Raw genomic sequence first — 12,396 nt, 5'->3', positions numbered from 1 at the left:
AATAACAAAGCCCGGCGCATCTAGATTTTAGATACCTTAGATAGCTGGGCTTTTGTTTTCCGCTTAAAGAAAAGGGCCGTATCGCGAAGTGAACTAGTCTTCTAGAGGAAGCAGATAGCTGTTCTTCAGTTCCTTAACCGAGATGTTGGATTGAAGCGCGCTCACGCCTTTGACTCGCCTGATCGAGCTAATACGCTCAAAGTACTCTTCCAAATCTTTAGCCAGCACTTGAACCATGTAGTCAGCACCACCTGCAATACAGTGGCACATCGGAATCCAATCGGTTACTTCAACAAATTCTTCAAACGGTTCGGTGTTTTCAACCTCGTGGTTGCCTAGAGTCACTAAGGTAAAGCCTGCTACGTGCAAACCTAACTTCTTGCGGTTGAGTTTGGCGGCGTAACCATCGATATAGCCTGTCTCTTCCATACGTTTCCAACGGCGCCAGCATGGGGTTTCGCTGAGGTTAACCTTTTCAGCGAGCTTACTGTTGCTCATGCGACCGTCTTGTTGGATGTGTCCTAAGATGGCGATATCTGTGTCATCTAACACTTCTTTAGTGGATTCTTTCTGTTTCATGGCTATTTTAGAAAAGTATTGCTCAAATTTGCATTAATATTAGCCTATATAGCAATTTAATTCCTAGTCGAATCTGTAAACTCTCTCCGTATAAATACTTTACTTATTAGGAGTGAGAGGAAATGAGCTCTCAGTTAATGCTGGCGTTCTTGCTGTTTTCAATATCTATTGCAATTACACCTGGGGCAGGAAATATCGCATTACTTGGGATATCAAGTCGTTATGGGTTTGCCGCGACTTTACCTTTTATATCTGGAAACGCTTTTGGCATCATCATCGTACTGGCGGGTTCTAGCGTCGGTTTGGTGAGTCTATTCACCCTTTATCCAGAGCTATACAACATTTTGAAATACGCGGGCGCGGCTTACTTGCTGTTCATGGCGTGGTCGATTGCGAATATGCAAATCGAAGAAAGCACCGTCGACAATCGCTCGGGTTTCATGTCTGGCGTATTGGTGCAGGTGTTGAACCCTAAAGGTTGGATTGCTTCGCTTACGGTCTTTTCGCAGTTCATCACTCCGAACGCAGACTACCTGATTCAAGTGGTGACCATTATCGCTGGTATGGTGATCACGGGCGTACCGTGCATGTTGGTGTGGGCGTATTGCGGCACCATGCTTAAAAAGCTACTGCAATCACCAAAACAGATGATGTTTGTGAACCGTTGCTTGGGCGGAAGCTTAGCGATGGTGGTTGCCTTTATGCTTTATCAACCAGCATAAAGCCTCTCTACAAATAAAAAAACCACTCCTAAATCCATAGGAGTGGTGTCTAAAAATCGACTAAGTCGTTAACAATAAAGTATTAAGCTAACAAATATTTAAGGAATCTTGAGTTAAAAGCTTTTAAGCCTAAAAGCTTTTAAATATAAAGGTTAAGCCGTTTCAGCCTCTTTAACCGGAGCTGAGTTACGGATTAGATGGTCAAATGCACCTAAACTTGCTTTCGCGCCTTCACCCATCGCAATGATGATCTGTTTGTAAGGTACTGTTGTTACATCACCCGCCGCAAATACACCTTTCATTGATGTTGCACCATGAGCGTTAATCTCAATCTCACCGCGTGGTGACAGCTCAACTTTTGAACCCTTCAACCATTCACTGTTTGGCATCAGGCCGATTTGAACAAAGATGCCGGCAATGTCGACTTGCTTCAGCTCATCGGTGTTACGATCTTTATATTCCAAAGCCGTTACGCGGTTGCCATCACCAATCACTCGCGTTGTTTGCGCCATCTTGATGATTTCGATGTTTGGTGTTGCGTTCGCTTTGTCGATCAGCACTTGGTCTGCACGCAGTGTGTCTGCAAATTCAAGTACGGTTACGTGTTCAACGATACCCGCTAAATCAATCGCCGCTTCGATACCGGAGTTACCGCCCCCAATAACCGCTGTTTTCTTGCCTTTGAACAGTGGGCCGTCACAGTGTGGGCAGTAAGCAACGCCTTTGTTGCGGTATTCTTGTTCACCCGGAACATTCATTTCACGCCAGCGAGCACCAGTACTGGTGATTACCGTGCGAGATCGTAGTGTTGCGCCGCTCTCTAGTTCAACGTGGATGTAGCCGTCTTCTGTGTCTTCGGCTGCTATGATGTTCGCAGCGCGCTGCTCAGTCATTATTTCTACACCGTACTCTTTTACGTGCTCTTCTAAGCTAGCTACTAGCTTAGGGCCGGTGGTTGCTTTTACTGAGATAAAGTTTTCAATCGCCATGGTATCCATCACTTGACCACCGAATCGGTCAGCAACAACACCAGTGCGAATGCCTTTACGTGCCGCATAAATTGCCGCTGAAGAACCCGCAGGGCCGCCGCCTACAACCAATACATCAAACGGTGCTTGTTGGTTTAGGTTTGCCGCTTTCTTTTCTGCTGCGCCTGAATCGACTTTGTTCAAGATTTCTGCCAGTGACATACGACCTTGACCAAATAGTTCACCGTTAATGAACACGCTTGGTACTGCCATAATGTCGCGAGACTTCACTTCGTCTTGGAATGCGGCGCCATCAATCATGGTTGTCTTAATAAGCGGGTTAATCGCCGACATCATGTTGAACGCCTGAACTACTTCTGGACAGTTTTGGCATGAGAGTGAGATAAAGATTTCTACATTAAGCTCTTGATCTAATTCTTGAATTTGCTCAATTACGTCAGCTTCAAGCTTGATAGGGTGACCACCACTATGAAGCAGTGCGAGTACCAGTGACGTGAACTCGTGACCCATTGGCAAGCCAGCGAAACCGATCGCAGTGCCTTTCTCTTGGTTCACTACCTGCATGATAGGGCGGCGAGTGCTTGCGTTATCATCTCGAATTACTTCAATTTTGTCGGTGAGAGAGGCGATGTCATTCGCCAGATCTTGAAGTTTGTTCGCGGTGTCGCTGCTATCAAGGCTCAGCACTAACTGAACATTGGTTTTTAGGTTTTCTAAGTATGCTTTTAGCTGCTGCTTCATTGCTTGATCTAACATAATCGTGCCTGCTCTTAAATTCTGTGTCTTGGTATTGACCAATACCTTCTTGCTGAAAAAGGAAAATAAAAAGTGGGCGCAAGTCGGCAAATATTGTGGTGTTGATGGTTTGAAAGGGTGGCGCGCAACTGCCCTTTAGGAGGGAGGCCGAAGCGCGCCTGTAGAACCGTTTAACTGTTCTGTTTTACTTGTTCTTTCTTAGCAGTTCTTGTTTGAACTCGGCTTTGATTAAATCTTGCCTACTAGGTCTAGAGATGGCGCTAGAGTCTCTTCGCCTTCTTTCCATTTAGCTGGGCAAACTTCACCTGGGTGAGCGGCGACGTATTGTGCTGCTTTAACCTTGCGTAGCAAGTCTTCAGCGTCACGGCCAATACCTTCAGCAGTGATTTCCATTGCTTGGATAACGCCTTCTGGGTCGATTAGGAAAGTTGCACGGTCTGCAAGGCCTTGACCTTCGCGCATAACGTTGAAGTTGTTTGTGATGCTACCTGTTTGGTCGCCTACCATGAAATATTCGATAGTGCCGATTTTGTCAGAAGTATCATGCCATGCTTTGTGAGAGAAGTGAGTGTCAGTTGATACTGAGAAAACTTCTACGCCGCGAGATTGAAGCTCTGCGTATTTGTCTTGTAGGTCAACTAGCTCAGTTGGACATACAAACGTGAAGTCTGCTGGGTAGAAGAAGAATACAGCCCACTTGCCTTTAACGTCTTGCTCAGTGATTTCTACGAACTCGCCGCTTTTGAATGCTGTTGCGTTGAATGGTTTGATTTCTGTGTTGATCATGATTCGACTCTCTTTCTAATTTGTAGTGTTTAACGCTATCCCGCGTCGATGGAGATATATTGCATTCGCACCGGAAATTAGTGAAATCGGACATTTCTATAGATTCAATAGGCAAATCCTATCTTTGAAAGAACAAGGCTATCGATAAAAGCTATCAACAAGAATTATCAACAGAACTTATCAACAAAAACTATCAAAGTGGGCAGGGCTCTATCTGGGTAGCTATGCTCTTTAGGTTGTTATCTATTTAGGCTTATCTCTATTCGCGCAAACATCTATTCACGTAAACATCTATGTAGGCATGGCTTCTTTAAGTGAGAGGAGGTTTCATGTTAATCGGTAAATAACGAAATATTATCATTAATATAATTTATGATAATTTCAGTTAATCACTGTCTCTCCCTATACTCTCTTCATCGAAACGAAACATCGAAGCCAGTCTTCGAAACGCACAGAATTAAAAACGAATTTGGAGCAAGTTATGAAAATGAATCACGTAGGCCTAATGGTTGGCGATATGGACAAAGCAGTTGAGTTTTACACGAAAGCTTTAGGTCTAAGAATCGTAATGAACAACACCAAAGTGATGGAAGAGCGCGAATCAGCAATCGGCCGTATGTGTATCGCAGTATTTGGTGAAGGCTTCAAAGGCTTCAACATTGCTCACCTAGTAACGTCTGATGGTATTGGTGTTGAGCTGTTCGAAATGAAAGATCGCCAAGAGCGTCACGACGTTGATTTCTCTCGCTTAGGCATCTTCCACTTCTGTCTACAGCTTCCAAAAGAGCAGTTTCATTCAGCTATTAAGCGCGTTGAAGAGTATGGCGGAAAGGTTCGTATGGACATCATGCGTTACCACCCAGAAGACGAACTAAAACAAGCACAAATGGTTTACCTAGAAGACCCGTTTGGCAACCTATTCGAATTTTACTCGCACACATACGAAGATACGTACGCGACTGATTACGAGTAATAGCGTTATTGCCTTCTATAGGTAGAAAAATTGAAACACCCCCTAAAGAGGATTGGTAGAGATACCAATCCTTTTTTTGTGTCTGCGGTATAGGGTTAGAAGTTACAGATAAGCCAGAGCAAGTGAGTGCTTTGTATGTTCTCGGTTGCACTAAAACAAACCGACAGTGTTGCTCTATAGTGCAGCATTGGCTTGAGCGAAAGCTTAACTGATTGATAAGTATAATGTTAAATCATTGGCATATATGTTGCTCTATTGCCTTTATGTAAATTGTATACAATAAAAAATACATAAAGGAAGTCACATGGAACAGAACAGTGAATTGATCTACGGATTAGACGATCGACCATCAGTCAAAGCAGCCAGTTACGCGGCGCTGCAGCATGTATTAGCCAGCTTTGTCGGCATTATCACACCCACGCTCATTATTGGCGGTGTCTTAGGATTGGGTGAACACATCCCTTATTTGATCAGCATGGCACTGATGGTGTCTGGGGTTGGTACCTTCATCCAAGCTAGGAAAATAGGGCCAGTTGGCGCAGGGATGATCTGTGTCCAAGGGACCAGCTTTGCGTTCTTAGGTTCTGTCTTAGGTGCGGGTTTTCTTGTTAAAGCGAATGGAGGTGGGCCGGATGAAATGCTCGCCACCATTTTTGGTGTCTGCTTCTTTGGTGCATTTGTCGAAATCGTCCTATCGCGCTTTATCGAAAAACTCAAAGTAGTGATCACGCCCGTTGTGACCGGTATCGTTATCACGACGATTGGTGTCTCTTTGATTAAAGTCGGCGTCACTGATATCGCTGGTGGTGTTGGCGCAGAAGATTTTGGTTCTGGAAGCAACCTGATGTTGGGTGCGATTGTGCTCGGAACCATAGTGGCACTTAACCTAAGCAACAACACCATGGTAAGGCTGTCGTCGATTTTAGTCGGATTGGTTGTAGGGTGGGGCGTTGCTATTCTGATGGGCAAAGCGCCAATGGTTTCTTTTGCATCTCAACCGCTATTGAGTATCCCTGTCCCATTTAAATATGGTTTCGCTTTTGATTGGCAAGCCTTCCTCCCTATTGCTTTTATCTACTTGATTACTGTTATTGAAACGACGGGCGACCTTACTGCCAACAGTATGTTCTCAGGACAGCCAGTTAAGGGGCCAAAATACATCAATCGACTCAAGGCGGGCGTGCTAGGTGACGGTGTGAACTCGCTTATCGCCGCTGTATTTAATACTTTTCCGAACACGACTTTCAGCCAAAACAATGGTGTGATTCATTTTACCGGAATCGCGAGCCGCTACATTGGCTACTTCATTGCGGCAATTCTTTTTCTATTAGGTCTATTTCCCATCTTAGGCGCGGTATTAATGACGATTCCAAAGCCAGTATTAGGCGGAGCGACATTGGTGATGTTTGGTACGGTTGCTGCGGCGGGTATCAAGATTATCGCTAGTGAGAAGCTGGATCGTCGCAGAATCATGACGATTGCCATCTCATTAGGTTTAGGACTGGGGGTAATGCTGGTACCGGATTTATTGAAAGAAGCCCCCACGCTAGTGCAAAGCATATTTGGCTCACCAGTAACGATGTCGGGTGTTGCTGCTCTTTTGATTACAGGGCTGATGTCTTTGGTTCCAGAAAACAAAACCAAGCCTGTGGCAAGTTCGGTACAAACCAGTAAAGCGTAACTTATACAGCCGAGAAGAAACGTAGGTGACTGATTACGGACAATTGCGCTTAAGGCAGAAAAGTCGAAACATCTCTTAAAGAGGATTGGTATAGATACCAATCTTCCTTTTTGGGTTGTTTATGATAGACATGGTTCGACTTATACATCGTCATCAGCTAAATACCTTCTGCTGACGTACGAGATACAAAAACTAAAGAGTAGTTCCGAAATGCTCAGTGAGGAAATCCAAAAACACTCGAACCTTGCTCGGAACTAGCTGGCGGTTTTGATAGATTGCGTATGTGCTGGTTTCATAGTTACATGGGCTAAACGTAAACTCAGGAAGCAATTGCACCAATTTACCTATTTTAAGTTCTTCTTCAATCGCCCATTGTGGGAGCAGGGCAATACCACCACCGTTTAATATCAATTGCTTTTGCCCGTTCACAGAGTCGACTTCCATGTAATAAGAGATGTCGATTTTTTGCGGTTTTCTATCCAATACAAACCAATCATGCCACCCCTTGTAGCCATAAACCAAGCAGTCATGTTTTGCTAGATCTTCAAAATGTTGAGGAGCTTTTTTTCTTCTTACATAGTTAGGGCTGGCGCATAGAATAAAGTTGTTTTGGACGAGCTTCTTAGCGATTAAATTAGAATCCGGTAGTCGGCCACTGCGAATCGCGATATCCACATTTTCTTCGATCAGATCGACCACTCTTTCAGTGATTTCAATTTCAATATCGACCTCGGGAAAGGCAGCCCTAAAGGTAGGAACAAGGGGCAAGATTTTGCTTTCTCCAAACGCAACGGTCGTGCTTATTTTGAGGCTCCCTCTCGGCGAGTGATGCAATGCGCTGACGACTCGTTTCGCTTCATCAAACTCGCCCGTAATTCGCTTGGAATATTGATAGAACAATTGACCTGCTTCAGTGACCCCTACGTTGCGTGTCGAGCGCTCTAACAGTCGCACATTGAGTTCTTCTTCCAACGCCGAGAGCTGTCGTGAGATAGAAGAGGGCTGAATATCAAAAATCCGACTGGCTTTGGAGATACTTCCTTGTTCAACCACGCAGTTGAAATAGGCAAGACGATTGAAAAGGCTCATGTGTATTCCTCATTAAACGACGGTTTCAGTTCTTTCAAAATGCAGCCTTCTAAATAAGATGGTTGGCGCCCGCAGCATAAGTGACATAGATGTTTTAACTGTTCTTTAATGTTAGCTTAATTGCTTTTAAAGCAAAACTGAATTGCTTCTCGGCAGATTCAAACCTTAGGTTGTTGTCTTTATGATTCTCCACATCATTACCAACAACGAGCAATAATCATGAATGCAATTAAAACAGCCACTATCGCAGCCTGCTTTTCGGTAACAGCCCAACATTTGATAGAGAAGCTCATTACGAGCGGAACCCGTGTCGTCGCTTTTGGGCGTATCGGCGATGAAGCAAGAGCAAAAAGCTTAGAAGATAAGTATTCAGGTCATCTGACCGTGTTACTTGGAGACCTTACGGATGAAGTGCAAAGCCAAGCGCTTGCTGCTGAGGCTTCAAAAATCTTAGGTCATATCGATGCTCACTTTCATTGCTCTGGCATTTATATCTGGAGTCATTGGACTGATGTGGAAGTGAGTAAAATGTCTGACTTATGGAACGCGAACTTTATGACGGCGTTTGTCTTCGGAAGAGAAATGTTTAAATTAATGAAGTCGCAAGGGAAAGGTTCAATGATGTTCGTTTCCGCTCGTGATACAGCACGTAACATACCCGCAGGATTCGGGCCTTACATGGCATCTAAAATAGCATTGAATGCTTTGGTCGAAAGCTTGGCTGCAGAGGCGGCTTCATCTAATGTTCAAGTGAATGCGGTGTTGCCGACCATTGTTGATACTGAAGTAAATCGACAAGCACTTCCTGAGGCTGACCACTCTACGTGGGTAGATCCTGCTGATTTGGCAGATTTGATGATGGAGTTGACCCAACCTAATAAAACTTATCTAAGTGGTTCTCTAATAACCGTTAACAACAAGATGCATTAATCATAAGTTAGTAAGTTTGGATAGCATTGTGCTATCTGCAACAAACTAACAACCGAATTACCCCTAAAGAGGATTGGTAGCGATACCAATCCTTTTTTTGTGTCTAAATTAAGGAAATAGTCTTTAAAGTCGCTGAATAATCGTAACTAACCAAATTGTCAATATCGAACTAAGCTTTCTTAACGATATTAGCTTAAATGGAAGGTGTCTAATGAGAAGAGAATTTGAGCGATGGATGGTCAAACAAGAGCGTAAAAAGCCAAATACTTCCTACCAATATGCTCAGGCTATCGAGAAAGTATCAAATCACTATTCGACACATACTCAGCAGAATATTGATTTATACAGAATTCTAGATACTGATCTTTTATGGAACATTAAAGAAGATTATTCCATGCATGGGAAGTTTAGCGAGTTTGGTGGGAAAGGAAATGGGACGATTAGAAACGCTGTGGCAACTTATTACAGATATAGAATGGAGTGGGCAGTAAACTCATCTTTACCTAAAGATCTTGAGGAAGAAGATATCTCGACATCTGATTGTGGTAATAGGGATGCTTCGGACGATAAGTCTTTCAATTTATCTTACGAGCGTGATTTACAATCATCTATGATTCTTCAAATCGACTCTCTTTTCCCAGAATATCAAATATATGGTGGCGATACTTTAGAAGGGGTGGAGTTTGCCATTAACGGAAAAAGAATTGATATTCTTTTAGAGCACCAATTAGACAAGACATTTTTAGCGCTGGAATTAAAAGCAGGAATAGCTGATTTTAAAGTGTTTGGCCAAGTCGCGATGTACCTAGGGTTATTAGAAGAAAGATTCCCTGATCGGAGCTGTAAAGGAGTGATTGTTTGCGGCCAGGTCGATGAGTCATTAGCTCTTGCTTGTAAAATGAGCAATAGGGTGGCCTTAAAACAATATGATATGCAACTTGTGCTAAATGATTATAAATAAAGATCCCTTTTGATTCGAGGGTATAAATTAGGCTTAGCCTTGTGTGGTTATTAAATATAAGGGAAAGATATGAATACCGACAACGCCCCTATTGTTGTTGCTCCTGATAATAGCACCTCAGCTCTTCAACGAGTGAATATCATGGATAATAGCTATTACAGTGAAAAGTGGCTCCAAGAACTGATATTTAAAAATGAGCGACTGCTGCCGTTTTATGAGATTGAACCTGATTATGTAGGGGCTTTTCCTGTGTGCATGGAGCTACCAACGCGATCCGGTAGGGTTGATTGTCTACATGTTACTAGTACGGGACGATTAGTTATTACTGAAGTGAAGCTATATCGAAATCCAGAATCAAGACGAGAAGTTATGGGGCAGATTCTGGATTATGCGAAAGATCTTGTGTCTATGGATTATATGATGCTCGATGAGAGTATTAAAAAAAGTACAAACGGTCGTTCACTTTATGATTTCGTTCATGACATCGACAAAAACGTTTATGAAGCCAATTTCATTGATGCCGTACAAAAGAATTTGAAACGAGGGCGCTTTCTACTGCTAATTGTTGGTGATGGAATTCGAGAAGGTGCGTTTGATATTAAGGAGTTTTTAAACCGAAACGCATCAATGGAGTTTACATTTGCAATGGTTGAAATGCGTGTCTTCCATATGAATGACAAGCATTTTCTTGTACAACCGCAGGTATTGCATAAAACGAATATAATTCAAAGGCATGTTATATCTATAGAAAATCACTCGAGTGACCATGTAGTCGAACTTATCGAGGATGCCCCTCCTCAAAACTCTCCATTAATGCAGAAAGCTCAAGATCGTTCTGAATTTAATGAAACATTCTGGCGTGTATTTCTTCTTAACATCAAACTAAATGATAAGACTCAACCTCTTCCTACAGCGTCAACCCAAAGCCATATATCCTTCCAGTTACCACCTACTACTTCTGTGAGTTGGATTACAGTGTATAAGCTTGATAATGGAGAGGTAGGTGTATTTGCCCGTTTTGCTAAAAGCCCACAAGGAGAAAAACTTTACCAAGATATACGCTTATCCAAGAGTCTTTTTCAAGAGTCATTATTGGGAGAGGCGATTTGGGTAGATACTGAGAGGAAAATAATCTTGCCCAAGATGAAGTTCAAATTAAATGACCGTGGCAATTGGAAAAAAGCTCATGAATACTACCAGACCCAACTCAATATTTTGATTGATGAACTGCGACCGCTTCTTAAGCGTCTAGTCAGTAACGATAATTTTGACCCCGTTTAAATGAACTTGAAAATTGCCTTAATGGATTGGTCGAGATACCAATCCTTTTTTGTTTGGATTTTTTGGAACAGTAGCTTATCTATATGCGGGTGATTGAGAAATGTACAAATTTAAGACGTTGTTAAAGTTGACGTTTTGACGATAAAACCTTTCATGAATATGACGGAAGAAAGTGTCGTTCATGAAAACATTCCGTCATCATACCGAATGGTAGCCTTGGCTGAGCAGTGACTATACTCAGCATTATATTGCTAACCGACAACAACGAAAATAGAGAAACATGCAGAGATTAGCGCACACAAACCACATGAAAAAATTACATATTATCTTTACCGCTCTTGTTCTTATGATATTAGCCGGATGCACCTCAACGTCGGCTGTCGGCAGTTCTAAAACAAAGGAATATGCCAAGTCACATGCTCTTGTTGGTAAAGCTTCTTGGTATGGCGATAAATTCCATGGAAGGCTCACAGCAAGTGGTGAGACGTATAATATGAATGCGAATACTGCGGCTCATAAAACCTTGCCATTCGGCACTATCGTGAGAGTGACCAATACAGACAATAACAAGTCTGTTGATGTGAAAATTAACGACCGAGGCCCTTACGTAAAAGGCCGAGTTATCGACCTTTCGCACAAGGCATTTGCAAAAATCGGCAATGTTAAGCAAGGCACCGTGCCTGTTAAAATCGAGATTGTTGATGATAGTAATACCTTTCGATATAAACACTAGAATCCCCTCCTAACCTCCCCTTGGTGTACATCTACGATCCCTTACCAGTAGTGGGAAAGGGGAGGAACAGAACCTCGATATCGGTGAATCAATAGCTCATTTATGCTTACTCAATAAGGCTGCTTTGTAGCCTTTTTTGTGCCTTTCGATAATCCATTTTTAATAAGATTATCTTATTTCTAATATGTGGGTTGATGATGTTATGTGGTCAATAAATCAGTGTCTTAGCTTTCTTATTATTAGGGTTCATTGAAATTCATTGTGAAATAATGAAAAGCTGAATTAATCCAAAATTGGTTGTGGCGGGCGTGTAATAGAAAGGGGGAGGTACAATTGATGGGAGAAGAAGACTCTCAAAGTGAGGGAAATTACATTTCGTTACTCACTGAAGTAAATCTGAAATATTAGTGACACGGTTCTGAAATTTTTGGTGTTTAGCTTATGGGCTTCTATGTCGTATTCAAATAAGGAAATACCCGTGAAGCTAACCCCTGTCGTTGCAGCTGTAATTATGTCTTTTAGCTCAGCAAGCTATGCTTTCAGTCTGCAACAATCAGCCAATGAAAACAGTGAAGATCTCGTATGGACAGGGCACCTAAGCCCAGACAGCGACACGGTAATGTCTGCGATGCTCGCGGCTCATATTTATGGTGGAACGGCGACAGTGCCTGAGCCAATCAACCCTGAATCGACGTTTATCTTGAACTACTGTAATGCAGAATCGCCACGAGTAGAGACAGATTACTCTCCATATAGAGTAGGGCTGGTGGACTTCAACCAAGTGACTCAACTAGCGCCAACCATCGACCAAGCATCTATTGTTGCTGTGGTCGATCACCATGCGATTGGTGGCTCACCGATTAATACGGGCTTTGTTGCGTAATTAAATTTATAGATAGAGCTACCCCATTTCGTG

At 42.8% G+C, this 12,396-nt stretch carries 11 protein-coding genes and 1 pseudogene; 8 read left to right on the top strand and 4 right to left on the bottom strand.

The annotated features are described in order from the left end of the window. Positions 1-93 precede the first annotated feature (93 nt). The gene (locus tag AC3CHU_RS11135) at positions 94-579 is read right to left on the bottom strand and encodes an Lrp/AsnC family transcriptional regulator (RefSeq protein ID WP_016787969.1); all 486 of its coding nucleotides are present in this window, start codon (positions 577-579) and stop codon (positions 94-96) included. A gap of 122 nt (positions 580-701) precedes the next feature. On the opposite strand from AC3CHU_RS11135, the gene AC3CHU_RS11130 reads away from it, so the two are divergent. After that, positions 702-1,301, top strand: coding sequence for a LysE family translocator (locus AC3CHU_RS11130; RefSeq protein WP_017092547.1), 600 nt, complete (start codon positions 702-704; stop codon positions 1,299-1,301). Positions 1,302-1,453: 152 nt separating this feature from the next. On the opposite strand, the gene ahpF is transcribed toward AC3CHU_RS11130, so the two are convergent. Both ahpF and ahpC read right to left on the bottom strand, forming a co-directional pair. Continuing rightward, positions 1,454-3,046: an alkyl hydroperoxide reductase subunit F gene (ahpF, locus tag AC3CHU_RS11125; RefSeq protein WP_488524566.1), complete on the bottom strand. Its 1,593-nt coding sequence runs from the start codon at positions 3,044-3,046 to the stop codon at positions 1,454-1,456. Between the two features lie 228 nt (positions 3,047-3,274). Continuing rightward, positions 3,275-3,832, bottom strand: a complete 558-nt coding sequence (gene ahpC, locus AC3CHU_RS11120) for an alkyl hydroperoxide reductase subunit C (RefSeq protein WP_488524565.1) — start codon at positions 3,830-3,832, stop codon at positions 3,275-3,277. 481 nt (positions 3,833-4,313) lie between these two features. On the opposite strand from ahpC, the gene AC3CHU_RS11115 reads away from it, so the two are divergent. Both AC3CHU_RS11115 and AC3CHU_RS11110 read left to right on the top strand, forming a co-directional pair. Next, positions 4,314-4,805 carry a VOC family protein gene (locus tag AC3CHU_RS11115; protein ID WP_145563559.1) on the top strand — a complete coding sequence of 164 codons (492 nt, stop codon included), beginning with the start codon at positions 4,314-4,316 and terminating at the stop codon, positions 4,803-4,805. A gap of 304 nt (positions 4,806-5,109) precedes the next feature. Beyond that, the gene (locus tag AC3CHU_RS11110) at positions 5,110-6,486 is read left to right on the top strand and encodes a uracil-xanthine permease family protein (RefSeq protein WP_372296655.1); all 1,377 of its coding nucleotides are present in this window, start codon (positions 5,110-5,112) and stop codon (positions 6,484-6,486) included. A gap of 192 nt (positions 6,487-6,678) precedes the next feature. On the opposite strand, the gene AC3CHU_RS11105 is transcribed toward AC3CHU_RS11110, so the two are convergent. Next, positions 6,679-7,575, bottom strand: coding sequence for a LysR family transcriptional regulator (locus AC3CHU_RS11105; protein ID WP_488524564.1), 897 nt, complete (start codon positions 7,573-7,575; stop codon positions 6,679-6,681). Between the two features lie 219 nt (positions 7,576-7,794). On the opposite strand from AC3CHU_RS11105, the gene AC3CHU_RS11100 reads away from it, so the two are divergent. The 5 genes and pseudogenes from AC3CHU_RS11100 to AC3CHU_RS11080 all read left to right on the top strand — a co-directional run. Continuing rightward, positions 7,795-8,505 carry an SDR family oxidoreductase gene (locus tag AC3CHU_RS11100; RefSeq protein WP_054546729.1) on the top strand — a complete coding sequence of 237 codons (711 nt, stop codon included), beginning with the start codon at positions 7,795-7,797 and terminating at the stop codon, positions 8,503-8,505. 211 nt (positions 8,506-8,716) lie between these two features. After that, positions 8,717-9,466, top strand: a complete 750-nt coding sequence (locus tag AC3CHU_RS11095) for a PDDEXK family nuclease (RefSeq protein ID WP_054546728.1) — start codon at positions 8,717-8,719, stop codon at positions 9,464-9,466. Positions 9,467-9,535: 69 nt separating this feature from the next. Then, positions 9,536-10,747: a PDDEXK family nuclease gene (locus AC3CHU_RS11090; protein ID WP_054546727.1), complete on the top strand. Its 1,212-nt coding sequence runs from the start codon at positions 9,536-9,538 to the stop codon at positions 10,745-10,747. Between the two features lie 280 nt (positions 10,748-11,027). Then, positions 11,028-11,480, top strand: coding sequence for a septal ring lytic transglycosylase RlpA family protein (locus AC3CHU_RS11085; protein WP_372290269.1), 453 nt, complete (start codon positions 11,028-11,030; stop codon positions 11,478-11,480). Between the two features lie 478 nt (positions 11,481-11,958). Next, positions 11,959-12,348, top strand: a pseudogene (locus AC3CHU_RS11080) (manganese-dependent inorganic pyrophosphatase); the annotation flags it as partial. Positions 12,349-12,396 lie beyond the last annotated feature (48 nt).

The organism is Vibrio sp. QJM3NY_39 (assembly GCF_057785895.1).
Note: the sequence above shows the minus strand (reverse complement) of the source record. Positions and strands in the feature narration are given on the sequence as shown.